We start from the raw sequence: 26,250 nt of genomic DNA on the forward strand, positions 1-26,250 counted from the left end.
GTCTCACCTCCCCTTCTGCACGGTGGCGTTGGCGGTGGTGTTGGCGACGACGGAGGCCGTCACCCGTCCGACGCGGATGAGCGCGTGCGGCGGCAGCGGCGTATCGGTGCAGGGCTGCACCGGCAGGCCGTCCACCGTGAGCGTCAGCAGCGGCACGGCCGCGACCTCCTCGTCGGTGAGCAGCCGGTGCAGCAGCGCGGTGTGGACGAGTGGTCCGCCGAAGGGCCACCCGTCGCCGCCGACGCCTCCGTCGAGCGGGTGCAGGAAGCGGCGCAGCCCGTCCTCGGCGCGGCGTACGGCTGCGGCACGGTCGGCGCCCGTGGCGAGCGCCAGCACGATCCGGGCGTCGACGCGGACGTAGCGGGGAGTTGCGGCAACGACGGTGACACCGGCGGGGGCGAGGGCGCGCGTGAGGTGATCCGCGACGGCCGCGAGGTCGCCGGCCGCGGGGAGCGGCGCACCGGGGGTGGCGGGGTCCTCGTCGGGCGGCACCAGGTAGACGCCCACGAGGCCGGGCAGCCGGGCGCCGGGATGGTCCGGGTGGTGCCCGGGAACGGCGTGGGCGCGGGCGATGCGCGCACCCGGGGCGCGCATCGCCAGCAGCGCGTGGTCCGCGGGGGTGACGGCACGCCCGGCGGTGCGGATCTCGGCGGTGCCGCGCCGTACGGCCGCACCGAACGGCTCGGTGTCCGTTCCACCGGTCCCGGGCAGCGGGTTGGTCACCGAGGCAACCCCGGGCACCGCGGTGCGCAGCACGGTGGCCGTGTCCGCCGCGACGGCGCCCTGCCTGCCGCCTCCGGTGCGGTAGCTGACGGCCCGTACATTGCCCGCGCCGGGCGGCAGCGCGACCCCGTGCACCCCGTCGCCGAAGGTGACGACGCCGGTGTCGGCGTCGAGCGTGAACACCCGGTCGGTGGGGCCCGCGAGGGCCAGGTCGGGCACTTCCCGCCACACGGGCAGCGAGTCCTGCGCGTTGGGGGCGGCGCCTTCGACGGGGAAGAGCGGCGCGGCCGGGTCGTCGGCGACGGCCACAGTCAGGGATCCGGGAACGACGGGCGCCGTCGCCACCCGCAGCCGCACGCCGGCGCCGCCGTCCTGTTCCCCGGGATCCGCGGGCGCAGGACTCAACACCTCGTCGCGCACGGTCCGTACGGCGTAGGCCAGCGCCGTGTGCGGCAGCACGGCGACGAGCCGGGGCGGCTCGGCGTACATGCCTGCGGTGAGCCGCACCCGCAGCCAGCGCGCCTCGGGCAGATGGGCCCCGCCCGGCGGCCGGCCGGGCCGCCAGCCCGTCGGCAGCCGCAGCTGTACGGTCCCGGTGCCGGCCAGACCGCCGGTGTGGTCCACCACCACGTCGGCTGCCCGGAAGGTGTCCCCGTCCCATACGGACCAGTGCAGGTCCGGTGGGGCCGTCTCGGGCGGAGCGGCGCCTCCCCGTGCGGTGGCGGCGGGACCGCCGGGGCGCGGGGCCGCGACGAAGGCGAGCGAGAGCCCGCCCTCGGGCGCCTGCGGGGCGGTGAACCCCAGCCAGAGGGCCGAGCCGGGCGCGCTCCGCGCGCCGAACGGGAGGAAGCCGTCGGCATAGGGGTCCTGACCCGGCGTCACCTCATCCACGGGGCCCGGCAGAATGCCGGTCGCGGGGCGGCCCACGGCCAGGGACGTGAGTTCGGCGGGCGACACCCACATGTCGTCCACGGTCTCCATCACCACTTCGGCGCCGTCCTCGCCGGGCGCGCCGGCCTGGAAGCCGGCCGGGACCTGAACTCCCGCTCCGGCGGCCGCCGTTGCGGTCAGGCGCAGCAACACCTGGGCGGGCGCGGCGGGCAGCAGGGAGACCCCGGCGATCCGCAGATGCTCGACGAGGAGCTTGGCGGGCAGCCGGTCAACGCGTCCGGCCACCGCCTCGGCCATCAGCCCGAACAGCCGCAGCAGCGCGTCCCCCGCGTCGTCCGGGCCCGTCCCGGTCCAGTCGGGGGTGAAGCCGCCGACCCGGGCGCGCAGCGCGGCGACCAGGTCGTCCCGTGCGGCGCCCATCAGCACCGGGCGGCCGTCCGCGTCGAGCAGCGCCGTTCGCGCGGCGCCGGCGGACAGTGTCCACCACGGTTCGTCCGCCCCGGGGGCGAGCCTCGCGGAGGGATCGACGGCGGCGAAACGGTCGGGGCCGTGGGCGTTCATGCGCGCACCTCCCGTTGTGTGGCACCCGACGCTTGCGTGGTGCACACGAGGATCTTGACGGGGCCGGGAAGTTCACCGGGGCGCAGCGGCAGATCGCCGCAGGATTCGTAGGGGCCGTCGTCCAGGGCTGCGGCGACGGCCTGCACCGGTGTGCGGTCGCCCGCCGCTTGCAGTGCCCGTTCGGCCGCGCGTAGCAGCGCCGAGGGGCGCAGGACGCCGCCGAAGGGCCAGCCGGTGCCCTCGTCGCCGCCGGTGAGGGGGTCGAGGAAGCGGCGCAGTGCCGCATCGAGGAGCTGTCGGCGGGCGGTGTTCGCGGGGAGGGTGACGCGGACGCGGACCGGGCGGTAGCGCGGGGGCGCCGTGAACACCGCGGCGCCGAGCAGGCGTCCGGCTTCCAGTCGGGCGCGTACGGCGGTCAGCGTGCCGGGGTCGGGAACGGGCATGGGCACGGTGTCGGCCGCGGTGCTGTCGCCGGGTCCGCGCGGCGCCCGGGGGACGACGATGGCGGTCACGGCGCCCGGCACGTTCCGCGACGGGTGCGACGGGTGGGCGCCGACCAGCGCGTGGGCGCGGGCGACGGCGACCCCGGGGGTGGACAGGGCGAGTTCCTCGTGGTCGGCGGCGGTCACGGCCCGGCTGACGACGGTGAGCGCGGTGGCGGCCCGGCGGCGGGCGGCCACCGGGGTCTCGGGCTCGGCTCCGCCCAGGGACGGGACGAGGGCGCGCGCGGTGCAGGGGGCATCGGGTGGATCGGTGTCGGAGGATCCGCCGGTGAACACCCAGTCCCCGGGGGGCAGTTCTTCCTGGGCCGCGCGCTGCGGCTGCGGGCGGGCGAAGCCCGCCAGCGTGGGAAAGGCCAGCAGCGACGCCGCCGGTTCGGCAGCGCGGGCGGGGACGCTCACTGCCGGGTCCGCGCCGCCATTGCCGCTCGGCCCGCCGCCCAGCCGGTACTCCGCACGCAGCACCGTCCCCGGGCCGCTGACGTCGGGCCGGGGAATCCGCCCGGTCAGGCCGTCGCCGAAGCGCAGCGCCCCGAAGGCCCGGTCCACGGTGAACACCCGGTCCAGCGGGCCGCTGAACGCCAGATCCGGCACGGCCGTCCAGTCGTAGTCGCGACCGCTGTCGGCGTCGTCCGTCTCGCGCAGTGTGAAGCGCGCGACGTCGATCAGCCGTCCGGCGGCGTCGCCGGGCAGTACGACGGAGAGGCCGGGAAGCGGCGGGCGGTCGGCGAGTCGGGCCACCACGGTCCCGTCGGGTCCCTCCTCGATGCGCAGGCGCTGGGCGTGGTGCGCGGGAACGGAGTTGGGGGACAGCCGCAGAAGTCGCGGCGGCGCGGCGTAGGTGGCGGCGGGCGTGGCCAGCACCAGTTCCGTCTCGGCCCCGGCGGCCGTCGCCGGAAGGGTCAGCCGGACCAGGCCGGACCGGCGCAGTCCGCCGGTGCCGTCCGCCACAGCCCCCTCGGGCAGCGGCGCCGCGTGCCCAACGGGCCCGTAGGACCAGCTGAGTCGAGCCGGGGGAGGTACGTCGGGCGCGGCCCCCGCGGCCCAGCCGTCGGCCGTCCGGCTCCCGGTCCACGGCCCCGTCGGCTGCTCCAGTGCGAGCAGCAGCGAGAGGGTTCCGCCGTCCGGGAAACCGTCGCCGGACACGGAGAGCCGGATCCGGACCCGCGCCGGGCGGCCGTAGGGGCCGGCCAGGGGCACCGGGCGTCCGGCGGCGAGGTCGGCGGTGCGGTCCCGGTCGCCCGTAGCCTCCCGCACCGACAAACCGGCCACGCGCACCGGCAGTACGTCCAGGTCCCGGTCGAGGTAGAAGTCGCTCCCGCGCCCCGGTTCCCGGCTGAACGACGCGCCCTCCCGGATCCGCAGCCGGCTGCCGGGCGTTTCCGGGACGATCTGCAGCACCGTCACCGCGGCCGTCGCCGGTGCTGGTCCCGGCACGCCCAGGAGCCGGAGCACCGCGTGCACGACCGAGTCCGGGACCTGGTCGAGCCGGTAGACCTGCTGCTCCAGCAGATATGCCTGGAGGTCCAGCAGCGTCATACCCGGGTCGACGGGGGCGTGCAGGGTCCAGCGGCCCGCGGATTCGGCGGGGATCCGGGAGCGGACCGCGTCCACCAGATCGGCCCAGGACAGATCGTCAAGCCGCAGCGGTGCCAGGGTCATGGCGTGCCACCTCCGCCGACCGGCCCGCCCGCCCCGAACGTGCCCGCGCCGCCCACCAGTCCCGAGCCGCCGTCGAGGTAATAGGGGAAGACCAGCGTCTCGTGCCGCCCGGTCGCCCTGACCCGGTAGTCGACGAAGACGGTCACCCGCCACTCCTCGCCCGGCTGCGCCTGCGCCCGTACGTCGTCCACGGCCGCCCGCGGCTCGAAGTCGCGGATGGCGATCCGTACCGAGTCCTCGAGCTCGCGCAGCGAGCGCGAACTGCCCGGCGCGAAGACCAGCTCCGGTGCCCGGGTGCCCAGCGCGGGGCGCATCACCCGCTCGCCCAGCGCGGTGCGCACCAGCACCAGCAGGCAGTCGCGGACGCTTTCCTCGCCGGCCGCGTACGCCAGCCGCCCCGAGGCGTCCGGCAGCAGCGGGAAGCGCCAGCCCCGCCCGAGAAAGGCCTCCGCGCCGCCCGGCGCGCCGCCGTTCACAGCGCCACCTGCACCGTCGTCGACATCGGCGGCGGGCCGGGCGCGGGGAGCGCCGGACCGGTCGCGCCGGGCGAGGCGACCGGGTGGGTGTGCCCGATGAACCAGGGCAGAAAGGTCTCCCACGGGACCACGTGCTGCGAGGCGCCGGTACCCAGCCGCACCTGCGGCGCGTCCAGCGTCACCGAGCCGCCGGTGACCTTCACAGGGCCGGCACCTGCGCTGATCTCCACCGAGCCGTCGGCGGTCACCGTCACCTTGCCGCCGGACGCGGTGCGCACCACCACCGAGCTGCCCGCGTCGTCCAGTTCGATGCGGTGTCCGGCGGACGATGTGAGCCGTACGGCTTCCTTGCCGGAGCTGTCGTCGAGAGCCAGTTCGTGGCCGTGCTTGGTTCGCAGCAGCTTTTCGTCCCGGCCGCTCGCCCGGTGCGTGGGCGGCTTGTCCACGCCGTTGTAGAGGCTGCCGATGACGATGGGGAACCGCATGTCCCCCTGGTCGAAGGCGACGAGCACCTCGTCGCCCTTCTCCGGCACGAAGCTCGCGCCGTATCCGTTGCCCGCGTACGGCTGTGCCACCCGGCACCACTCGGTGATCGTGGCGCTGTCGAACCACGGCAGTCTCAACTGCACCCGGCACTCCTTCTCCGGGTCGTCCTCCACCCGCGCCACCACACCTGTGGCCACACCGAAATACCGCTTGTCCACGGTCGATCCGGGCATTCCCGTCATCGCTTCGTCACCGCCCCTCGGAAGTACGCCGTGCCTCGAACGAGGTGAAGAATCCGGATGAGTTGAAGGAGTGCGTCACCTTGGTCGTGTAGTAGGTGCCGCCGAACCTGCTCCCCACCCCGCCGATCCGGAGCGAGTCGCTCGGCACCAGGTCGGGGAGGCCGGCCAACTGGCCTGCACAGGTGACGAATTCGTACGACTTGCCGCGCAGCACGCTCACCGCCAGCGCCCGTGCCTCCTGCTCGGAGCTCACCGGGCGGTCCACGATGACCTCTTCCCGCTCGCCCATTTCCTGTGCGGCGGCCGCGGGACCGCTGCGCCCGGCGTCGCGCTCCGCCTGCAGATCCGCCTGTGTCGCACTGCCGACGATCGCCTTCTTCGTCCGGGGATCCCAGCCGCGCACCGTCACCTTGGCGACCTGTCCCGACAGGGTCAGGGTCGGGCGGAACGAGATCAGGTTGGGTGCGGGGGAGGTGGTGGAGGCCTCGCCCTGTTCCGGGCGTCCCGAGCGGGCGCCACGGGCCAGCACGGCGTACCAGAGGTCGAAGGTGCGCGGCTTGCGGACCGTCGAGCCCGCCCGGCCGTCGGCGGGGGTGACGAAGTACAGCTTCTCCACCCCGCTCTCCGGGTCGGGCGCCACGTAGCACTCCCGGTCGACGCCCTTCGCCCGTTCCAGCAGGAAGGCCACATCGTCCTGGTTCTTCTGCATCACCAGCGGATGCACCACGCCCTCCTTCTCCGCCACCAGCTCCAGCCCATGCCGCTCCGCCACCTTCTGCGCGATCTGCCAGTCGGCGAGGTCCAGATACTTCTTCACCTCGTCGGCCCGTGGCTTACGGGCCTTCATCTGGGCCGTGCGGTCCTGGCAGGAGAGCTGCAGCGTCGGCGGCCCCGAGGAGGGGAAGTCCGGCTGGATCGTGGTGACCTGGCCCTTGGCCACCACCGGCGGCCGGGGCTGCGAGGTGTAGCCGAGCCGGACCTCCACCAGCTGACCGGGGGCGAAGTGCTTCGGGTCGTCGAAACGCAGCCGCAGATTCAGCTCGTCCCAGTTGCTCAGCGCCAGCGAGAACGTTCCGGTCTTGTCCAGCTCTCGGACCACCTGGATGTCGAGCACGCAACTGCGCATCTGCTCGGCGATCTCGGAGCCGTCCAGCGCGACCTCGAAGCACGGGGCGTACGTGTCGGCCGGCAGCGGTGTCGCGGTCGTGTTCAGCAGCGCCATCACCCCTCACCCCCGGTCCAGTGCGGGGACGACGAGCGCCATCCCCGGGGCGAGCGCCCGCGGATCGGACAGAGCGTTGGCGGCCGCCAGTTCCCGCCAGCGCCCGGAGTCCCGGTACACCGCGGCCGCGATGGAGGAGAGCGTGTCGCCGCGCCGCACCGTCCAGACCTTCTGCACGGTCGGTGAGCTCAAGGGCGTGCTGAGGCTCTGTTCCTCCGCCGTTCTGAACTCCTTGAGCGACAGCGACACTTTGGCCCGGGTCGGCGTGCCGTCCCGGTCGAAGAGGATGTAGGTGATGGAGAGGCTGTCCACCACGCCGGTGAACGAGGGATTGGCCCCCCAGGCGAAGGTCACCACCGGCGGTGCGTGGGTGGTGCTTTGACGGATCGTCAGAGACTGGAAGTCGTTGAGCCACCGCTTCTGCACATCGCGGCGCCCGCGCACCGGCTCCTCGACCGCGTCGACCAGCGCGTCCAGCTTGAGGGTCCGCGCGCCACCCCGTACGAACTGCAGCGGGGGCGCGTCCAGGCCCGGGACGCCGATCTCGGCGAACGTCACCGCCTTGGAGACGGCGTACTCGGTCGGATTGACCGGCAGCGTCAGCAGCGGGGTCGCGGGACCGGACACGGAACCGGGCGGGCGCACGGTCAGGGTTGCCAGTGTCGGAGCGGTGTCCCGTCCCGACGGGAGGCCGGGCAGTGGAAGCATCAGGCACCTCCGAAGCAGCCGGCCGCGGACCCGCCTGCGGAGTCCTGGCCCGGCCCGTCACCGGTCAGGGACGCCTCGCGGGCCAGCAGACGGCCGCGGGCCCTGGCGTCCTCCTGTCGCTGCGACCACTCCCGGATGTGTTCCGCGAAGAGCCGGGCGAAGACCGCCGTGTCATCGCCGCCGACCTCGAAGTCGACAGAAAGGTGATGGATCGTCAGCATTGTTCTCTCCCGAACCCGTGATCACGACATGCCGTGCTATCCCTGCGGCCGTTGCCGCGTACCTCAGCCCAGCCCCGGCACCGCCTGCTCCACGGCCACCAGACCCTCGTGCGCGATCTCCAGCTGCTCCACGGCCACTTCGCTGCGCTCCGCGTGCAGATCGGGGCCTGTCCACTTCGAAGCCAGGCCACCCCGGAAGGCCCACACCGCGCCGGGCAGTCCGGCCCCGTCCAGCAGCAGCACCGCCCCGCTGCGGCGCGCGCCCAGCGGATTGCCGAGTCCGGCCTGGTACCAGGCCCACAGGCCCGTGCCCCGGGCCACCCCGCGGTGCAGCACGATCCGGTTCCAGGAGTGGCGTACCGGGAACTGCCGGACCCGGTCGTTGACCCCGCCCTCCGGGTACGAGGTGACCTCCAGCTGCGCGCCGAGTCCGGTGACCTGCTGGAAGGCGCCCTGGGCGGTGAGCGGCAGCAACGCCGTCTGTGCGGGCGGCAGATGGGCGGCGGCCGGGCCGAGCACCACCAGGAACCGGTACTTCGGCAGCGGTTCGGTGAAGAACTCCAGCGCCTGCTCGGTCATCCCTCCACCACCTCCAGCCGGTCCCGTCCGCCCATCAGCAGCCGGATCGCGATGAATTCCATGGGGGCGGCCGGAGCCACCTCCACCTGACAGACCACCTGGCCGAGCGCCGCCAGCTCCGGAGGGTTCAGCCCTTCGTCGCATCGCACCCGGAAGGCCTCCGCAGGCCGGTCCCCGGCCAGCGCGCCCGCCTCGAACAGTCCGAGCAGTACTTCGGTCAGCCCCTGGACGAGCAGCAGCCGCAGACCGGGTGTGTCGGGCTCGAAGAGCAGCGGCTCGGCCACCTCGCGGGCCGCTCGCACCAGCCGGTGGACGAGCCTGCGATGGGCGATGAACCAGCCGTCGCCCACACCCTGGGCCTGCGGTTGCGGCACCGCCGTACGGCCGCCCCACACCAGCGGGCCTCTGCCGGGCGGGCAGCGCAGCAGGTTGGCACCCGACCCGTAGAGCGTCACTTCCTGATCGTGGCGCAGTACGTGGGCGAGGTCGACGACGTCCTCGAGCGCGGCGTTGGCCGGAGTCGCGAACACGCCACGCTCGCGGTCCAGCCGCGCCGCCACTCCGGCGACATGGCCGGAGGCGGGCACCGTACGCAGCGCCGGGAGCGCGGTGGCCAGCGGGTCGGGCACCCGCAGCGGTGGCCAGTGCACGGCGCACGCCTGCAGGCCCGGTATGTCGTGACGTCGGCGCAGTGCGTCCATCCAGCCGGTGGCCTGCCGGGTGGCCGCGGCAGGGTCGGAGGTCCTGGCGCCCGTGAGAGGCGGGTCGAGCAGTGCCAGCCGGTCGAGCGCGCCGGCGCACCCCTGCACCAGCAGATCGGCCAGCTCTTCCCGGTGGGTCTCCCCGACCCCGCAGCGGTCCAGATCGGGCAGCGCCAGCAGGGCGGGTTCCGGCAGTTCCACCATGGCTCGTACGGCGTCGGCGTAGGCGTCGGCGAGGGTCCCGGTGTCATCCCGGCTGCCGGGGGCGGGAGTTCCTCCGGTGAGGGTGGCCGTGTGCGTTCCCGCGTGCGCGGCCGGTGCTGGGCCGACGGGTGCGGGGCCGTCGGGTATGAGCCTGATGAGCCGGGAGGTGGCTGCCACGGCGTCGGGGAGTTCGGTGGGGCGCAGCCAGCCGAACGACTCGGGTGACTCCCCGGGGGCGTCGACCCGCACCAGTACCTGGGGGTGCCCGGCGGATCCGGTCAGACGATGACGGACCGTCACCCGGGTGCCGTCGGCCCAGCCGCCCGGGGACGCGGCATCGATCCGGCAGCCCGCCGCGGGTGCGAAGGGTGAGGGTGCCCCGGCCGGCCAGGCGGCCGTGGCGGCGGTTGTGCCTGCCGGATCTGTCCGCAGTACCCACAGCGCGGTGCCGCCGTTGGCGAAGAATCCGCGGACCGCGTAGGGCAGATCGAGTGCGGCGTCCAGATCGCCGAAGTCCGCGGTGTAGGCCGCCCAGTCCGTGACGCGGACCGGGGTGCCCACCGGGCCGCGCCGGGTGCGCCCCGCGAAGCAGGCCACATCGGTACGCAGCGGCTGGACGGGGTCGGCCGCCGCGGCTGCCGTCGCGGTCAGTCCCGGCAGCAACGGCTCGGCGGGCAGGGATGGTTCGAGGGCGGATGCGGACACGGCGGTCTCCCGGTCACACGTCGATCTGGAGGTCTTCGACGCAGAGTTCGAGCGTCTCCATCGCGATCTCGTTCTTGGTCGCGCCGAGCGAGGGACCGGTGTACTTCACCGGCCAGCCGCGGTCGAAGTTCCAGCGCATGACCTCCTGGCGGTTTTCGTCGAGGAGGAGGATCGCCCCCGGAGCGCGCTGGGTCTGGCCGTTCATCGACTTCTTGATCCAGTTCCAGAACTCCGGATGGCCGGTGATGCCGCGCTTCAGCGTCAGGTTGGAGAATTTCTTGAGGCCGGGGATCTTGCGCACCCGGATGTCCTCGCTGCCGTTGCGGTAGTCGATCGGCTGGATGTCCACGGTGAGCCCTGAGACCTCGGTGAAGGACGCCTGGACGTCCTGGCCGTTGGCGGCGACGCCGGTGACCTGCACGAGGAAGTTATAGGCGCCGTACGGATCGTCACGCTGAACGGGTGGCACAGCCGTCCCCTTTCTTTTGCGGCGGTTGAAGCGTTGTGAGTGGTCGCGGCGGTGTGGGTGTTCAGGACGTGTTCGACTCGCGGGTCGCCTGCTGGATCCGCACGATCACGAACTCGGCGGGAAAGACGGGGGCTACCCCGACCTGGCAGACCAGGCGGCCCTGCGCGAGGTCGTCCTCGGTCATCGTGGTCCGGTCGCAGACGACGTAGAACGCTTCTTCCGGTGTGGTGCCGGCCAGCGCGCCGGCCCGCCAGACCTCGGTCAGGAAGCTGCTGATGCTCTGCCGGACCGAGGCCCACAGCTGCTCGGCGTTGGGCTCGAAGACGACCCACTGCAACCCCTCGTCAAGCGACTCCTCGATGAAGAGGAAGAGCCGCCGGACGTTGACGTACCGCCACCGGGTGTCGTCCGACAGGGTCCGCGCGCCCCACACCCGCTGGCCCAGATTGGGGAAGGCCCGCAACACGTTGATCCCGACGGGATTGAGGGTGTCCTGCTCGCGCCGGGTGACGTCGGAGGCCAGACCGGCACCGGGGACGATGCCGCGCAGTACGGTGTTGGCCGGTGCCTTGTGGACTCCCCGCTCCACGTCCGTACGGGCGTAGACGCCGATCATGTGCCCCGACGGGGGCGCCTTCGCGGTGCCGGCACCCGCCGGATGCGGCACCTGGAGCCAGGGGTAGTACAGGGCCGCCCGGTCGGTGGACAGCGGCTGGCGGAAGTCCCTGATGCCTTCGAGGTCGGCGGTGGGAGGTCCGTCGAACACGGCGAACCGGTCGCCGAGGATCTCGCAGTGCGTGTTGAGGCCGTCGAGGACGGTCGGCTCCCAGACGCCGGGCACCGCGCAGATCGCCACCTCGTCGATGTCCTCGAGGGCCTGGATGCCCGTACGGTTCCCGCTGCCTCCGTCCACGCCGATGTAGTCGGCGGGCGTGAGACCTCCCCCGCCGCTGACACCGCCGGCCAGATCGAGTGTGGCGAGCGGCCGGCCAGGGTCGGTCCTGGAGATGCCGCTGCCCAGGAACGGCAGCGGATCGGCGCCGATGGTGAGCGAGAGGAGCGCGTCCGGGTCCGATCCGACGGCCGTGGCGAGCATCCCCAGGTCGGCGGCCGGCGGGTTGGGCGCCGAAGGGATCGTCCGGGTCTGCCGCGCGACGCCGGGAGGCGCGTCGATGATCTCCAGCCGGAAGCCGGCCAGGACGAGAGTGTCGCCCGCGACGGCCGCGGCTGCGGGCGGGCGGTCCAGGGTGAGCGTGTGGTTGACGCCGTCGGGGGCGTGGCTCAAGACCGTGTGCAGACTGGGCTGCTGCGTACGGTCGGCGGGGACGAGGAGGACCGTGCTGCCGTCTTCGATCGCGCCCAGGCCGGCGATCGTCACGGTGGCCGGGGGGTCGCCCGCGGGCGGGGCGGCCGGCGCCACCACGGCGAAGGTGGCGGAGCGCGCCATCCGCAGCACGGCGTGCAGGCTGTTGCCTCCCTCGCCCGCCTGCGCAGCCTGCGCACTGAGGACCGGCACCGGCGGGGTGGCAGCGTCCAGCAGCGTCGCGGAAGCCGTGGTGCTTCCGACGGCCGGGGGCACGATCCGCTTCACGTAGAGCCGTTGTCCGCCGTTGTCGAAGAACCCCTTCACCGCCAGCGGCAGCAGCCACCACCGGATGCCGTTCGCGTCGGCGGTGGCCACGTCGGCGTCGCTCGGCCGGGGCAGAAAGCCGCCGAAGAGCCGGTGGAAGTCCAACAGACTGGTCACCAGCTTGGGTTTGCCCGAGTCCGGACCCCGGGCGGTCACCCCGACCATGCCGGCGGTGCTGGTGGCCACCCCGGTGATCGGCCTAGGGCCGGTGGAGATCTCCTCGACAAATACGCCTGGGCTGAGATATTCGGGCATCGGGGCTTCCTCCGCTACGGGATCTCGATGAGCTGCTCGGTACCGCTGATGTCCTGCGCGGTCAGATGGATCGACGCCTCGGGGCCGCCGGCCTGGCCGGGATCGGCGAGCGCCGTGACCGTGAACCACTCGGCCTCGGGCGCGGCGGGATCCGGTGCGGGCAGTTGCGGCTTGCTGCCGGGCCGCCGCAGCGGCAGCCGGAAGGCGCCGTCCCATGCCGTCGCCGCGTACTCCACCCACTCGGCGACCCGCGGGAGATGGTCCGCGTCCGCACGTGCCCGGCCGGTGACCGCCGCTCCGGCCACCGCCGCACCTGCGGGCCCGCCACGCCGCACCCGCCCGCGCAGCAGCCGGGTTCCGGGCGGGAACGGATAGGCGGGCAACGGATACAGCCGTACACGCGTCACCGCGGGCGCCGCCGACGCCGGGGCGTCGAACTCCACGCCGCCCGGATGCTCCGCGTCCAGCAGATACGGCGAGACGAGCCGGATACGCAGCCGCTGCACGCCGCCCGGCAAGGGAGCCGGATGCGCACTCGCCAGGGAAGGCAACACGATCGCGCCGCCCGGAGTCGTCACCACCGGCACGTCGTCCTCAGCGGCCCATTGCCCGCCGGCCAGGCGCCGCTCGACCACAGCGGTGACCCGCAGGACGGGCGCGCGTCCGGTGAAGGCGTCCAGCGGCAGCAGGCAGACCGGTCCCGGCGCGATCCGTACGGTGTCCACCGCCGCGCCGCCGGCCGTCACGGGCGGGCTCCCGCGCGCTGTCCGACGCCGACGCCGCCGCCGGTGACGGCCGAAGCCTCGGTGATGTCGCGGGAGGCCAGATTGACCACCCGCACCTCGTAGTTGAGGGAGAGCCGGTACGGCTGCGAGATCGCCCACCACACCTTCGCCCGCTCGTCGAGCGACAGCGGGGCCAGGCGCAGCTTCAGCGACTCCCCGGCCTCGGCCACGCTGTTGCTCTCCGCGGCCGGCACGAGCAACGGACCCTGCAGGATGGCGTCGTCGTACAGCGCCCGCATCGCCCGGCCGAGCATCCGCTGCTGGGCGTCCGGGGTGCCGCCGGTCGGGACGAGCAGATAGCGCAGCAACAGGGCCATGTCGGCCCTGCGGAGCTCTTGGCGGACCGCGCCGGTGACCGGGTCCTCCAGCACGGTGTGGCGGGGACCGCGGTTGCGTGCGCTGGGGTCCTCGGCGACCTCGTAGAGGAAGAGCTCGAGACCGAGCCCGGCGTTGCCGCCCTGCTGCTGACCGATGAGGTCGACGAGACGCACCTGGGCCTGGGAGCCGGACTCGCGTACCGCGGCGGCGAGTACCTTCAGCAGGATGTCGGACACATCGGCGATCACATCGGGACTGCCCACTGCGATCACCCCCTGATCGTGCGGATACGGCACGGACGCTGCCCGACAGTTGTGTGCCGGACCGGTCAGCCACCTGCGAGGCTAGGGGCGGGTGACACCCCGGGTCTTCCGGGAAATCCCTGGTTCCCTCCCTGGATCCGCACGCCGCAGCCAGGCCGGAGGCGGCGCTGGGAAGCCTGGGCCTGCTATAGGGGCTCTCCTGACATCGGCACACGTCGTCCGGGAATCCCAGCGGTGGAGGCCATACGCGGACTGCCCCTGATGCCCAACCCTGGGATCCCCGGATACCTCGAGCACAGCCGTGATCGTGTCCGCCCGCCCCCTGCTGCCGGGCATTGGGGAACTCAGCGCGCTTCCTGACAGCCCTGTCGAGGACGAACCGCCTTCCAGAGTGTGGTCGTCTGTGAGCGGTCAGTCAGCCGCCGACTGGCCGCCGCAGTTCCGCCGAAGGCGGCGTTTGCGGGGAGCTCCGATCCGGAGCAGCGTGGAGATGGATGCCGGCGCGGCACCGCGGCATCGGGGGCACTGGCTTCCAGAGGCACCTGCCAGAGCGAGGAGGAGAGCGATGACCACTCCGCATGGGGGCCCGGAAGGCGTGCCGGTCGAACGCCGTCGGCCCGATTCGATCGACAGCGTGACGTGGGAGCCGAGTGAGCGGTGGGTGCGTGCGACGAAGGGCGAGGTCACGGTCGTGGACAGCCGCCGACCCGTTCTTGTGTGGGAGCCCGGTTGTCCCGTACCTCTGTACGCCTTCCCGGCCGCAGACGTCCGGATGGATCTGCTGCGAAGGACCGAGCGGCCCGCCAACCCGCGGCGTCACGGGGGAGCGACGGTCTTCTACGACCTTGCGCTCGCCGAACGGACCGTCCAGGCGGCGGCCTGGAGTTATCCCAGCGAGGAGCTGGCCGGTTACATCAGCTTCGAATGGTTCGGGCACGAGGTGCTCGACCACTGGTACGAAGAGGACGAGGAGATCTTCGTGCACCCGCGTGACCCGTACAAGCGGGTGGACGCGCTGCCCAGCACCCGGCACGTCCAGGTCGAGATCGAGGGCACCGTCGTCGCGGACACGCGCACGCCTGTTCTGCTGTTCGAGACGCACCTGCCGGTCCGCTACTACATTCCGCGGGAGGACGTCCGCCTCGATCTCTTCACCCCAACCAGTGCGCGAACCCGCTGCCCGTACAAGGGTGTGGCGACCGACTACTGGTCGTGGGCGGGCAGCGCAGACGTGCGGCCCGACATCGCCTGGAGCTATCCCGATCCTCTGCCGGCCGTGTGGATCATCAGGGACCGGGTGGCCTTCTACAACGAGTCCGTCGACATCGTCGTCGACGGAGAGCGGCAGCAGCGTCCGGTCACCTTCTTCAGCAAGCCGTCGCCTGAGCGTTCGGGATGATCCGTACCGCGCGCAACCGCCCCGTCGTCGGAGCGTAAACCCGGCGCCCGTGCGGGAGTTCGCCTCTCAGCGGTAGCCCCATCGGCGTGCCGGCTCCGGGCGGCCGGGCGGCGCACCGGCAGCCGGCTCGTATTCCGGGACGGCGTCGGCTCCCGCGAGGATGCGGACCTCGGCTTCGGTGAACTCCGCCCCGTCCACCTCCCTCGGGTCGAGGAGCGATCCCAGCCAGCCCAGCAGGAAGCCCAGAGGGATCGACACCACCGCGGGGTTGCTGAGTGGGAAGAGCGCGAAGTCCGCGTCCGGCAACAGCGCGGTCGGACCTCCCGACACGGCAGGGGACAGCAGCACCAGTCCCACCGATGCGAAGAGCCCCCCGTAGATGCTCCAGAGCGCCCCTCTCGTCGTGAAGCCCTTCCAGTACATGCTGTACAGGAGCGCGGGCAGGATCGCGGACCCCGCGACGGCGAAGGCGAGACCCACCATGAACGAGATGTTCAGACCCTGGGCGTACATGGACAGCACTGTCCCAACGAGACCGATGAGCAGCACCGAGCCCTTCGCGACCAGAAGTTCACTCTTCTCCGACGCCTTGCCGTTCCTGAACCCGACCTGGTACAGGTCGTGCGCCAGCGCGGTCGAGGCCGCCAGGACAAGCCCCGCGACCACGGCCAGGACCGTGGTGAAGGCAACACAGGAGATGAGTGTGAGGAGAAACGCGCCCCCCAGGAACTCGGCCAGCAGCAGAGTGGCCGAATTGCCCGAGGCGCTGTCTGCCGTGATGGCGCTCCGGCCCAGCAGCGCCACGGCACCGAATCCGATCACCCCGGCCAGCAGACAGAACGCGAGCGTCATGTAGGCCGCCCACTGGACCGATCCGCGTGCCGCGCGCGCGGTGGGTACCGCGCCGAGCCGCATGAGCAGATGCGGTAGTCCCGCTGCTCCCAGCAGAACCGCCAACTGCAGGCTCAGCGAGTCGAGTTTGCTGACGCTGTCGTCGCCGTAGCGCACACCGGGCTGGAGGAAGGCATCCCCCAAGCCGCTGCTGTCCGCCGCCCGGCTCAGCAGGCCCGCGGGATTCCAGCTGAACTTCGACATGACCAGGAGAGCCAGAAAGGCGCCCCCGCCCAGCAGGATGACGGCCTTCACCAACTGGACCACGGTGGCCGCCCGCATCCCGCCGATCACCACGTAAATGATCATCAGTATTCCGAGCGAGGCCACCATCACCTGTCGCGCACCCGGTCCGTCCAGGCCCAGGATGGGTGCGGCCAACGCCCCGGCGCCGACCAACTGGGCGACGAGGTACACCAGGCAGATGACGAGCGAGGCGACCCCCGCGGCCCGGTGGACGGGCCGCGAGCGCAGGCGCCCTGCGAGGCTGTCGCCGATGGTGAACCGCCCGGTGCTGTGATACGGCTCGGCGACCAGCAGGAGCATCACGATCCAGGCGACGATAGGTCCCAGCAGGTAGGGGATGCCGTCGTACCCCGTCAGCGCGATCACCCCCGGGGAGCCGAGCAGGGTCGCGGCCGACATGTAGTCACCGAACAGGGCGATGCCGTTGCGAGCCGGGGTCAGCCGGCCGTCGCTGATGTAGAAGTCGCCCGGCGTGATCCGGTCCGTCGTGACCAGGATGGCCAGCAACAGCGTGCTGGCGACAAAGACTGCGAAGACCACGAACACGGGGAACGCGTCGGAGTCGGCGAGCTTCAGAGCAGTGGTCAACGCGCGTTCTCTCTCTTCTCGAAGCGGGCCCTCAGCCGCCTGCCGTCAGGGTCGAGGAAGGTCCTGGCATGACGCGCGTACCACCAGAGGGCCAAGGCCGTGGTGAGGCACTGGATCAGGCTGAGGACGAGACCGATGTTCAGCGGTCCGGCTACTCGTACGGCCATGAAGCCCCGCGCTTCGCCGGCCAGCAGGGCGTTGAGCAGGTACAGCGCGACGACAGCGCCAGCGACGGCGAAGACCGGGCGTCGGCGTGCCGCCCGCAGTCGCTGCAGGCCCTGGTCGGACTGGAGCTGCTCGAAGACGGACAGCACCGGATTCCGCGGTGGGCCCGGTTCCCACAGCGAATCCGGCTCCCGCGGCGTACCCGGTTCCCACGGCGGGGGCGGCGGCACAGAGGGGGTCACGACGCCCCTCTCAGCGACGCGGTGCGGCGGTCGGCGGCAGCGGGCCGGTCCGTGGTCCGGCGCACCTCGCCGGTCCGGTCGCGGGCCAGGTCGTCCGCCATGCGAAGGGCCCACCTCCGTCGCACCTGGCTCATGCCGCCGGCCCTCGCTCCCGCGTGGCTCAGGGCTTCGGCGTACCGGGAGCCGAGCGCGCCCGGCTCGCCGAGTTCCGAGACGGTCTCGGCGATGGCCTGGCGCAGTTCGGCGTCGGAGTACAGGGACTCATGGTCGAGTTGGCTCAGGTACAGGGCGGACACCGGATATGGGTCCTGTTCGGGATGCAGGGGAATGCGGCTCATTGCGTGTCCTGGACTGGAAAGGGGACGGATGGTCCGTGCCTGGGGGAGAGGGGGCTATGTGATGACGTCCACCTCCAGCTCCCCGTCCGCGTACTGCTTGCGCACCCTCTTCTTGTCGAACTTGCCGACAGATGTCTTGGGCACCTCCTCGACCAGCGCCCAGCGCTCCGGGAGCTGCCATGCGGCGACCTTCCCGGCGAGGAAGCCCCGCAACTCCCCGCAGGCGGCGGTGCTGCCGGGCCGCAGTACCACCGCGGCCAGGGGGCGTTCACCCCACTTGTCGTCCGGGACGCCGACGACACACGCCTCGGCCACGCCCGGGTGCGCCATGAGGTGGTTCTCCAGTTCGACGGACGAGATCCACTCCCCACCGGACTTGATCACGTCCTTGACCCGGTCGGTGAGCGTGAGGAAGCCGTCGGAGGCGATCGTGCCCACGTCGCCGGTCCGCAGCCAGCCGTCGTGGAACTTCTCCGGGTCGTCGTCGAGGTAGTACGAGCCGGTGATCCACGGGCCGCGCACCTCCAGCTCGCCGACGCTACGGCCGTCCCAGGCCAGGACCGTCCCGTCGTGGCCGATGAGCCGGGCCTCCACCGGCGCCGGGAAGCGGCCCTGGGTGAGCCGGTAGCGCCAGGCGTCCTCGCCCTCCGCGCCTTCGGGCACGCGGGCCAGGGCGCCCAGCGGCGACACCTCGGTCATGCCCCAGGCGTGCAGCAGCTGGATGCCGAGCTCGTCCTCGTAGGTACGCATCAGGGACGGCGGACACGAGGAGCCGCCCACGACGGCCTCCTGGAGGGAGGAGATGTCGGCCTCCGGGTGCTGGGCGACATGGTTGGCCAGGCCCTGCCACACCGTGGGCACACCGGCTCCCTTGTTGGGGCGGGAGGCGGCGATGAACTCCGCGAGGGGCGCGGGGGCCAGGAACCTGTCCGGCATGGCGAGCGAGGCGCCGGTCAGGAACGCCGCGTACGGCAGGCCCCAGGCCTGGGCGTGGAACTGCGGGACGATGGCGAGCAGGCGGTCGCGGGCGGAGATGCCCATGAGGTCCGGCAGGCTGATGCCCAGCGAGTGCAGGTACAGCGAACGGTGGCTGTACACCACGCCCTTGGGATTACCCGTGGTGCCGGACGTGTAGCACATGCCTGCCGCCTGGTTCTCGTCCAGGTCCGGCCAGTCGTACGTCTGGGGCCGCTCCGCCAGCAGACGGCCGTAGTCGTGTACGGCAGCCGGCCCGTAGGGCAGGACCGAGGACTTCGTCTCGCCGTTGATGACCACGTGCCGCACGGCGTGCATGTCGGGCAGCAGCTCGGCGAAGACCGGCAGGAGGGAGGCATCGACGATGACCACCGTGTCCTGGGCGTGGTTGGCGATGTAGGTGAGCTGTTCCGGGAAAAGGCGGATGTTCAGGGGGTGGATCACAGCGCCCATGGCGGGTACGGCGAGGTATGCCTCCAGGTGTTCCTGGTTGTTCCACATGAACGTGGCCACCCGGTCGCCCGGCTGTACGCCGAGGCCGGCCAGCGCGTGCGCCAGCCTGGCGGCGTTGCGGCCGACCTGGGCGTAGGTGGCAGTCCTTGTGCCGTTGTCGGTGGCCGTGATCACTTCACTGCCGCCGTGCAGGTTCATGCCGTTCTCCAGCAGTCTGCGGACGAGCAGCGGCACGTCCTGCATGGTGCTGGGGACGGCGGGACGGCTGGACACTTCCATGGTCATCTTCGGTTTCGGTCCCGTGTCGGTTCGAGGGCCAGTGGCTGGGCCGGTAAGCGGTGCCGAGCTCACATCAAGCCTCCGTCGCTTCCATCGCCCGCTGTGGCGATGGGCGAGAGCTTGGGTTTCGCCGGGGAGGGCGGGTAGCTCCAGGGGGAGGTGTAGCTTCAGAGGTCTCCATTCGGAGATGGACTCAGCAGCCGCCCCAGGTCACCATGTGTGCAGCGGAGCACAAGCGCGTTCGACACGGTCCGCAGGGCGTGAGGCGACTTACCATGACAGACGAGGCAGGCAAGGGGCGGGAACGGCCCTTGCCGAACGCCCTGTTCGAGCTCACCGAGGGATACAGCCAGATCCTCGGCCTGCTCGACCAGTCGGTCGCCATGCACCGGGTCGTGGACCATGTGCCCGAGCTCAGCGGGGTCGATGTGGCCTGGGTGGGCGAACCGGACGGCGAGGACCGGATCGTGCTCGGGCACACGGTGAACACCCGGACACCCGCCGTGAACGGCCTGGTCGTACCCTCCGGATGCGGGCTCGGCGGGCAGGTCATGCTCCGGCGCCGGCCTCTGTGGGTCAGTGACTACCGCAGCTCCGACACCATCACCCATCACTTCAAGGCCCAGGCCGAGACGGAGGGCCTGGGCGCGATGATTGCTGTGCCCGTGATGCACGAAGGCCGGCTGTTCGGTGTCCTCTACGGCGCCAACCGGGAGACCGACCCGTTCAGCGACCGGACTGCCCAGGCCCTGGAGCAGGCGGCGAGCCAGGCCGCGGCCGCCGCCGTCGTCGCGGAGCGGGCCCGCCATGCGGCCGAGGTCGCCGTGCACGAGGAACGACGTCGGCTCGCGTTGGAACTCCACGACACCATGGGGGCCATGCTGTTCTCCCTGGGGGCGGGCATCCGCACCCTGGCCGACGAGCTGCCGGCCGAGGACAGCGTGCAGGCACGGCTCAGTGACCTGGAGGAGCAGGCCGTCCAAGCCGCCGCCGCGCTGCGCGTATCCCTCCATGCCCTGAACGCGCCGCCGGAGCAGGTCGCCCTGGGAGTCGCGCTGCGCGGCGACTGCCGGGCCTTCCAGGAGCGCACCGGAGTCGTCGCCCGCCTCATCATTGTCACCGAGGTGCCGGTTCTCGCGCCGGCTCCGGTCAAGGCACTGTCCTACGCGATACGGGAAGCGCTGCTGAATGTCGAGAAGCATGCGCGGGCCCGTTCCGTGGTGGTCAGCGTCTTCACCCTGTCCGGGGGGCTCTGCGTGACCATCGCCGACGACGGAGTCGGTCTGCCACCGATGGGCGGGCACTCCCACGGCCTCGGCCTGTCCGCCATGTCCGAGCGCCTGGAGCGGGTGGGCGGCAAGGTGCACGTCTTCCGCAACGAGGACGGCGGCGTCACCGTCCAGGCATGGGTGCCGGCGTGAACGAGCCGACCGTGCATGTGCTTGTGGTGGATGATCATCCCATCGTCCGCGACGGTGTCGCGCTGGCGCTGGGCAACGCCTCCTGGATCACCGTGGCGGGATACGCGAGCTCCGGCCGGGAAGCGGTCGTCGAGGCAGAACGCCTGAAGCCGGATGTCGTGCTGCTCGATCTGCGCCTGCCCGACATGCTCGCCCCCGAGGTGATCCGGGCGCTGCGGACCCATGTTCCCGGTGTCAAGGTGGTGATCTTCACGGCCTACCCGGAGCACGCGGCTCTGGAGGAGGCGCTCGGCGCCGGAGCGCAGGCCGTGGTCGTCAAGGACGCCGAGCGATCGGATCTGGTGGACATCGTCCGCCGGGTCAACGCCGGGGAACGAGTTGTTCGAACCAGCCCGGACCATCTCCTCAATGTGCTGCTGGCCAGAAGGCTCAAAGAGAGCGGGCTGACCCGCCGTGAGTACGAGATCCTGCGCAGGGTGGCGATGGGCGAAACGAACCCGGAGATCGCAGAAGTCCTGGGGCTGACGAGGAACACGGTCAAGACCTACCTCCAGCGAACGCTGGAGAAGCTGGGCGCGCGCAACCGCGTAGAAGCGCTGGCCCGCGCCAGCGAGCGAGGGATTCTCTAGGTGGTGTCCCGACTCAAGCGCATGCGATCACTCGGCGATGTACGTGCGGTAGACCCAGCCGTAGACCGGCATGGTTTCACCGTGCAGGGTGCGGTACTCATGCGTGAACTCGAAGTGCTCGTAGGCGTTGTGGCGCAAAATCTTGACCGGCTCTCCGCACCCTCCGGGTGGCATCGCCCAGACTTGAGGAAGGTCGTCCGGGCCTCCCTGAAGGAACACTAGACTCGATTGGTGCAATTCCAGTGCCTCCCAGGCGACCTCCAGAAGTAGCCGGTGCTGCGGGTCGAGCACGTCCGCCTCACGTCCGGAGACCCCGAAGAAGTCCGCGTCGAAGCCGAACACGTCCCGCAGATAGCCGCCCTGTCGAGCCATCGGATTCCCGGACCCGACGCTGCCGTGCTGAGCGCCTGATGCCCCACGGCCGGCGGGAGGATCCCCGACGGCATCCAGACCCTCGGCAAGCAGTCGCCACAGTGCGGCGGACGAATCGACATCGCCGGGAAGTCGGCACCCCAGTCCGACAACGGCGATACGCTCGTCCTCTCCGCTCGCAGGGTACTCACGCTGAACCATGGGATACCTCCCCCTCCCGTTAGTCGGACGGGCCCGGATCGAAACGCACTGTGGACGGGTTGTACGCCGCTCGGGTTCTCAGCCCCGCTGACCGGCGTCCAGGCTTCCCAGCAGGACGGCGCTCTTCACGCCGCCGATCTGGTAGGTGCGGGTCCGCACACCGGGGACCGGATCGAATATGAGACCGTCGGCCGGCTGCTCACAATTCGCCGTAGGACATACCTCGCCACGTTCCATCATGAGGAGGGTCAACGCCACTCCGAGGCATCCCGCCGGGGCTCCGTTGTGGCCGAAACAGCCTTCCTGGGACGTCATGAGAAGCCGGGCCGCGGCCGAGCCGTACAAGTGTCTGACCGCATTGACTTCAAAAGCGGTGACGACGGCGTCGCCGTCGCTGCCGCCGTGAATGTAGGGCACCTGCTCGATGGACCACCGGTCTCCGAGGCATGCACGGACGGCGGCCACGAGCCCCATTCCGCTCTCGTCGCTCGCCAGCGGGTTGGCGAGCCCGTCGCGGGTCGTGGCCTGTGCGAGTATCTGGCCGTATGCATGGGCACAACGCCGATGTGCGTGGTCCCGGCTTTCCAGGATCAATGTCACAGAACCCTCGCCGTAGTTCACGCAGTCCGCACGCCGGTCGTACGGCCGCATAAGGCGGTCGAACGACGGCAGGAGCGCGGGTTTTCCGGCCGATCTGATGGACGCGTTCGCTTGCTGCGCGACACGTAACAGACGCTGTGCGTTCCGGACCAGACCGACGTTGAAAACGTCGACGCCGGTCACCACCGCAATGTCCACCACGCCATCGGCAATCATGCGGCGGGCATTTCCGAGCTGGACGGCGGACGACGCACAACCGCAGGACACCGTGTAGCAAGGACCGGTGGAGCGGGTCACCGCTCCCTGCACCAGTGCGACATCGGAAGGGGAAACGGCCAGTTCGGTGCCAATGAAGAGATCCATCGCCTCCAGGGCGCTGATCGTTTCAGGATCGGCCCTCAGGACGGCCTGGTAGCTGCCCACCTGGGCATCCACCCCGCCCCGGCCGGCCAGAATCGCCGCGGCTGTCAGGTCTCCCGCGTACGGGTTCAACTCGGCATCCGCGCACGCCTCTGCCAGCGAGACCAGGCCGAACCGATGCGCGGCGGTGAAGTGACGGGCGAAAACCCCGGGAATTCGGGCAGACGTTCCTCGAACATCGAGTCCGAAAGGTGCACCGGTCCGTGATAGACGCCGTCACGCAAGAGACATGAGCGTCCGTGTGACGCGATGTCCCAGACTTCCTCCGCGGTGAAAACGGGCCGGCCGTCCCCCGGCAGGCAGAACCCCATCCCGGTAACCACAACATCCCGCGCACTCGCTCCCGAACTTGCTCGGGTTGCCGTAGCTCGACCGTTCATGTCACACCTCCGCACGCTGGACGGCATGGCGAAGCATCACACCACTGCCAGGGGCTGGGTCGGTCAGGACCCGGAATGCCGAACGCACTGGTGAGCGGCCCGGCTCGCAGCCGGGACCTGCTCGAAGACAACTGGCGCCTTTTCGCGGGGCGATGAGTGCCCGGCGTACCTGCCGACCGCCGACAGCTTGAACAAAGCCGAATACGGTTGGTTTGGAAAGGCTGTCCTTACCTTAAGGCGTTACGGGCAGTTACCGATGGGCCAATACCACGGCGCTCGAAGCACTGATTAACGGCAAACGTGCGCCTGAACTCCACCGGCGTATTCCGCTTTCCCGAAGACCGGGGTTCGACGACTGAGAAAGTTGGAGATTCTCAGTGCACCCCGAACGCAAGTGCCGGGCACACTCGCTCGGGCTCAGCGGGCAAGGTGCCCGGCACAGGCGCAGTCGGCAGGGACGCTCGGACTCGGCAGCCCATGTCCGGACTGCTGAGGCCGCGTGTCACCCTCACGCGCGTTCGGGGTGGCGCAGCCACGATTACGGGTTCTTTCTGGTTGCAGTGGTCCGTCCCGGAATCGGGTGACCCACGGACGCGGAGAGGAAGCGAGCGGCCGCCCATGGCGAGAAGACATCAGGCGCTGCGTACTCCACGGGCCGCGGGCCTGGTGGGCGTCATCTTCGCTCTGTTGCTCGGCGCCGCCATCGTTCTGGTCCGCCTGGCGCTGCCCGGCGAACCGGGTGATGTGGGCGGCGACTGGTTCTCCGATGCCTCGCGGCGGCGCACGGTGCAGACGGCGCTCGGCCTCATCCCGTTCGCGGGCATTTTCTTCCTGTGGTTCATGGGCGCTGTACGCGCACGTATCGGGGACGCGGAGGACAAGTTCGTCGCCACTGTGTTCCTGGGCAGCGGTCTGCTCTTCGTGGCGACCCTCTTCGGCGCCGCGGCGGCAGCGGGAAGCCTGCTGGCCGCGGCGGGTGCGTCCGGGACCGGCTCCGGGCAGTTGCAGTACTTCGGCCAGCACTTCACCTACGGCCTTCTGACCACCTATTCGATGCGCATGGCAGCGGTGTTCACCCTGTCGACCTCCTCCATCGGGCACCAGCTCGGAGTCCTTCCCCGATGGCTGTCCGTCCTGGGCTATCTCGTCGCCCTGACGCTGCTCTTCGTGACGGACAGCATCGCCTGGTCGGAGCTGGTCTTCCCGCTGTGGGCCCTGGTTGTCAGCCTGCACATCCTTGTGGCCGGTCGGCGGTCCGCATCGGCCTCCCCGTCATGACGCGCTGTTCCCGGGCGTTGCGGACCCATGACGCTTCTGGCCCGTCTGTGCTCGCGACAACGCGACAACACCCGCAAGCTGAGGAACGGAACCACTGGAAGGGCGCACCTTGATGAGGCTTGTCGTCGATCTGAACCGCTGCCAGGGATATGCGCAATGCGCGTTCCTGGCGCCCGATGTCTTCGCCATGCATGGCGACGAGGCACTGCTGTACAACCCGCAGGCCGACGCCGAGCAGAGGGAGCACATGGCGCGTGCCGTGGCCGCGTGCCCCGTCCAGGCCATCCTCGTGGAGGGCCTGGACGAAACGGCCGGTGCTCCTACCGCGCCCGGTGAGGAGGCATCCCGTGGACGGTGACCGCCAGCTGGAATGGCTGAGGCGCGAGGGACGGATCGTGATTGTCGGCGCCTCACTGGCCGGCCTGAGGGCCGCGGAGACGCTGCGTGAGGAGGGCTTCGCAGGTTCCCTCACGCTGATCGGCGACGAGCCGTACGAGCCGTACGACCGGCCGCCCCTGTCCAAGCAGGTCCTGCTGGGGAAGGCTGCCGCCGACCGCACCGCGCTACCTCGGCGACGGGACCCGGACGCGCAGTGGCGCCTCGGGGTCGCGGCCACCGGTCTCGACATGGCGGCGAGGCGGGTGCACCTCGCCGACGGAGACGAGGTGGCGTACGACCGGCTGCTGATCGCGACCGGTGTACGGCCCCGTCCGTGGCCGAACCAGAGCGAGGCGGAGCTCGACGGGGTCTTCGTCCTGCGCACCCGCGACGACGCGGCCCGGCTGCACAGCCGGCTCGCGCAGGGACCACGCCGGGTGCTCGTGATCGGCGCGGGATTCACCGGCTCGGAGATCGCCTCTGCCTGCCGGGAGCGCGGAATTGCGGTCAGCGTCGCGGAACGCGCCGCCGCGCCCCTGGTCGGTGCCCTCGGCGGTGTGATCGGTGATGTGGCCGCACAGATGCAGCGCGAGCAGGGCGTGGACCTGCGCTGCGGTGTCATGGTCACCTCGCTGGAGGGTGACTCCGCGGGGCGGGTGCGCTCCGCTCACCTGTCCGACGGCGCCGCGGTCGAGGCGGACATCGTGGTCGTCTCGCTCGGCGCGACCCGGAACACGGAATGGCTGGCCGGATCCGGACTGGGTGCGGGCCCGCGTGGCATCGCGTGCGACGCGGGATGCCGTGCCTTCGACATCCGGGGCATCGTGACCGACGACGTCTTCGTCGCCGGCGACGTGGGGAGGTCCCCGCACCCCCTGTTCGGATACCAGTTCCTGTCCCTGGAGCACTGGGGCAACGCCGTCTCGCAGGCCGAGATCGCCGCGCACAACATGGTCAGCGCCGGCGCGGACCGCCGCCCGCACATGTGGGTGCCGGCTTTCTGGTCCTCCCAGTTCGGGGTGAACATCAAGTCGGTCGGGGTGCCGTCCATGGGCGAGGAGATCCTCATCAGCCAGGGTGCACTCGCGGAGCGCAGGTTCACGGGAGTGTACGGATACCAGGGACGCGTCATCGGCGCCGTCACCTTCGACAACTCGCGGTGGCTGCCGTTCTACGAGCGGCTGATCGAGTCGACCGCGCCGTTCCCGCCGCCGTTCCCGACCCTGGACAGGCGCTCCGACGGACAGCGCCCGCTCCCGGCCGATTTCCCCGACCCCTCCGTGCCGACCCACGGTCCGACCGTCACCCTCGGCGGCTACTCGCCCGCCGACCGGCGGATGGTCTTCACCCCCGGCCGATGACGACCGCGAGCAGTCCGAAGACCGCGGGCCGTC

24 protein-coding genes and 1 pseudogene are annotated in these 26,250 nt (G+C 71.2%); 6 read left to right on the plus strand and 19 right to left on the minus strand.

All coding sequences use genetic code 11. The features are described 5' to 3' along the window. Positions 1-3 precede the first annotated feature (3 nt). The 13 genes from ACI2LP_RS27480 to ACI2LP_RS27540 form a co-directional block, all read right to left on the minus strand. Positions 4-2,175, minus strand: coding sequence for a putative baseplate assembly protein (locus ACI2LP_RS27480; protein ID WP_404727196.1), 2,172 nt, complete (start codon positions 2,173-2,175; stop codon positions 4-6). Next, positions 2,172-4,337: a hypothetical protein gene (locus ACI2LP_RS27485; RefSeq protein WP_404727197.1), complete on the minus strand. Its 2,166-nt coding sequence runs from the start codon at positions 4,335-4,337 to the stop codon at positions 2,172-2,174. Before ACI2LP_RS27485 ends, ACI2LP_RS27480 begins: the two co-directional genes overlap by 4 nt. Continuing rightward, a complete protein-coding gene (locus tag ACI2LP_RS27490; protein ID WP_404727198.1) occupies positions 4,334-4,813 on the minus strand; it encodes a GPW/gp25 family protein in 480 nt (159 codons plus the stop codon). Before ACI2LP_RS27490 ends, ACI2LP_RS27485 begins: the two co-directional genes overlap by 4 nt. Beyond that, entirely contained in the window at positions 4,810-5,541 is a 732-nt protein-coding gene (locus ACI2LP_RS27495; protein ID WP_404727199.1) for a phage baseplate assembly protein V, read from the minus strand. Before ACI2LP_RS27495 ends, ACI2LP_RS27490 begins: the two co-directional genes overlap by 4 nt. Before the next feature lie 7 nt (positions 5,542-5,548). After that, positions 5,549-6,763: a phage late control D family protein gene (locus ACI2LP_RS27500; RefSeq protein WP_404727200.1), complete on the minus strand. Its 1,215-nt coding sequence runs from the start codon at positions 6,761-6,763 to the stop codon at positions 5,549-5,551. 6 nt (positions 6,764-6,769) lie between these two features. After that, on the minus strand, positions 6,770-7,471 hold the full coding sequence (locus ACI2LP_RS27505; RefSeq protein WP_404727201.1) for a LysM peptidoglycan-binding domain-containing protein: 702 nt from the start codon (positions 7,469-7,471) through the stop codon (positions 6,770-6,772). After that, positions 7,471-7,692, minus strand: a complete 222-nt coding sequence (locus tag ACI2LP_RS27510) for a putative phage tail protein (RefSeq protein ID WP_404727202.1) — start codon at positions 7,690-7,692, stop codon at positions 7,471-7,473. Before ACI2LP_RS27510 ends, ACI2LP_RS27505 begins: the two co-directional genes overlap by 1 nt. Before the next feature lie 63 nt (positions 7,693-7,755). After that, on the minus strand, positions 7,756-8,271 hold the full coding sequence (locus ACI2LP_RS27515) for a phage tail protein (RefSeq protein WP_404727203.1): 516 nt from the start codon (positions 8,269-8,271) through the stop codon (positions 7,756-7,758). Then, a complete protein-coding gene (locus ACI2LP_RS27520) occupies positions 8,268-9,881 on the minus strand; it encodes a phage tail sheath subtilisin-like domain-containing protein (protein ID WP_404727204.1) in 1,614 nt (537 codons plus the stop codon). Before ACI2LP_RS27520 ends, ACI2LP_RS27515 begins: the two co-directional genes overlap by 4 nt. Positions 9,882-9,894: 13 nt before the next feature. Then, complete coding sequence (locus ACI2LP_RS27525; protein WP_266484108.1) at positions 9,895-10,350, minus strand: phage tail protein; 456 nt, start codon at positions 10,348-10,350, stop codon at positions 9,895-9,897. Positions 10,351-10,411: 61 nt separating this feature from the next. After that, complete coding sequence (locus ACI2LP_RS27530) at positions 10,412-12,235, minus strand: phage tail sheath family protein (protein WP_404727205.1); 1,824 nt, start codon at positions 12,233-12,235, stop codon at positions 10,412-10,414. A 14-nt stretch (positions 12,236-12,249) separates the two neighbouring features. Next, positions 12,250-12,981: a hypothetical protein gene (locus tag ACI2LP_RS27535; protein ID WP_404727206.1), complete on the minus strand. Its 732-nt coding sequence runs from the start codon at positions 12,979-12,981 to the stop codon at positions 12,250-12,252. Next, positions 12,978-13,610: a DUF4255 domain-containing protein gene (locus tag ACI2LP_RS27540; protein WP_404727207.1), complete on the minus strand. Its 633-nt coding sequence runs from the start codon at positions 13,608-13,610 to the stop codon at positions 12,978-12,980. The genes ACI2LP_RS27535 and ACI2LP_RS27540 overlap by 4 nt, the downstream gene beginning before the upstream one ends. 556 nt (positions 13,611-14,166) lie before the next feature. On the opposite strand from ACI2LP_RS27540, the gene ACI2LP_RS27545 reads away from it, so the two are divergent. Then, positions 14,167-15,000, plus strand: a complete 834-nt coding sequence (locus ACI2LP_RS27545; RefSeq protein ID WP_404727208.1) for a DUF427 domain-containing protein — start codon at positions 14,167-14,169, stop codon at positions 14,998-15,000. 66 nt (positions 15,001-15,066) lie between these two features. Here ACI2LP_RS27545 and ACI2LP_RS27550 read toward each other — a convergent pair whose 3' ends face one another. The 4 genes from ACI2LP_RS27550 to ACI2LP_RS27565 are packed head-to-tail and all read right to left on the minus strand — an operon-like array spanning position 15,067 to position 19,183. Next, entirely contained in the window at positions 15,067-16,725 is a 1,659-nt protein-coding gene (locus ACI2LP_RS27550) for a cation acetate symporter (protein ID WP_404727209.1), read from the minus strand. Beyond that, a complete protein-coding gene (locus ACI2LP_RS27555; RefSeq protein WP_404727210.1) occupies positions 16,722-17,132 on the minus strand; it encodes a DUF485 domain-containing protein in 411 nt (136 codons plus the stop codon). Before ACI2LP_RS27555 ends, ACI2LP_RS27550 begins: the two co-directional genes overlap by 4 nt. After that, positions 17,129-17,470 carry a hypothetical protein gene (locus tag ACI2LP_RS27560; RefSeq protein WP_404727211.1) on the minus strand — a complete coding sequence of 114 codons (342 nt, stop codon included), beginning with the start codon at positions 17,468-17,470 and terminating at the stop codon, positions 17,129-17,131. The genes ACI2LP_RS27555 and ACI2LP_RS27560 overlap by 4 nt, the downstream gene beginning before the upstream one ends. A 54-nt stretch (positions 17,471-17,524) precedes the next feature. Continuing rightward, on the minus strand, positions 17,525-19,183 hold the full coding sequence (locus ACI2LP_RS27565; protein ID WP_404727212.1) for a long-chain fatty acid--CoA ligase: 1,659 nt from the start codon (positions 19,181-19,183) through the stop codon (positions 17,525-17,527). A 269-nt stretch (positions 19,184-19,452) separates the two neighbouring features. Here ACI2LP_RS27565 and ACI2LP_RS27570 point away from each other — a divergent pair, with 269 nt between their 5' ends. Beyond that, on the plus strand, positions 19,453-20,598 hold the full coding sequence (locus ACI2LP_RS27570; protein ID WP_404727213.1) for a GAF domain-containing protein: 1,146 nt from the start codon (positions 19,453-19,455) through the stop codon (positions 20,596-20,598). Beyond that, a complete protein-coding gene (locus ACI2LP_RS27575; RefSeq protein ID WP_404727214.1) occupies positions 20,583-21,227 on the plus strand; it encodes a response regulator in 645 nt (214 codons plus the stop codon). The genes ACI2LP_RS27570 and ACI2LP_RS27575 overlap by 16 nt, the downstream gene beginning before the upstream one ends. Positions 21,228-21,254: 27 nt before the next feature. Here ACI2LP_RS27575 and ACI2LP_RS27580 read toward each other — a convergent pair whose 3' ends face one another. Together ACI2LP_RS27580 and ACI2LP_RS27585 are read right to left on the minus strand one after the other, a co-directional pair. Continuing rightward, the gene (locus ACI2LP_RS27580; RefSeq protein ID WP_404727215.1) at positions 21,255-21,800 is read right to left on the minus strand and encodes a DUF5988 family protein; all 546 of its coding nucleotides are present in this window, start codon (positions 21,798-21,800) and stop codon (positions 21,255-21,257) included. A 78-nt stretch (positions 21,801-21,878) separates the two neighbouring features. Then, positions 21,879-23,200, minus strand: a pseudogene (locus ACI2LP_RS27585) (beta-ketoacyl synthase N-terminal-like domain-containing protein). 618 nt (positions 23,201-23,818) lie between these two features. Between ACI2LP_RS27585 and ACI2LP_RS27590 the strand changes: the two are divergent. From ACI2LP_RS27590 to ACI2LP_RS27600, 3 genes are all read left to right on the plus strand, one after another. Further along, complete coding sequence (locus tag ACI2LP_RS27590; RefSeq protein ID WP_404727216.1) at positions 23,819-24,478, plus strand: hypothetical protein; 660 nt, start codon at positions 23,819-23,821, stop codon at positions 24,476-24,478. 112 nt (positions 24,479-24,590) lie between these two features. Next, positions 24,591-24,836, plus strand: coding sequence for a ferredoxin (locus ACI2LP_RS27595; protein WP_404727217.1), 246 nt, complete (start codon positions 24,591-24,593; stop codon positions 24,834-24,836). Beyond that, positions 24,826-26,217, plus strand: coding sequence for an NAD(P)/FAD-dependent oxidoreductase (locus ACI2LP_RS27600; protein ID WP_404727218.1), 1,392 nt, complete (start codon positions 24,826-24,828; stop codon positions 26,215-26,217). Before ACI2LP_RS27595 ends, ACI2LP_RS27600 begins: the two co-directional genes overlap by 11 nt. Positions 26,218-26,250 lie beyond the last annotated feature (33 nt).

The sequence above is a fragment of the Streptomyces sp. NPDC019890 genome, from assembly GCF_044903445.1.
Classification (GTDB): Bacteria; Actinomycetota; Actinomycetes; order Streptomycetales; family Streptomycetaceae; genus Streptomyces.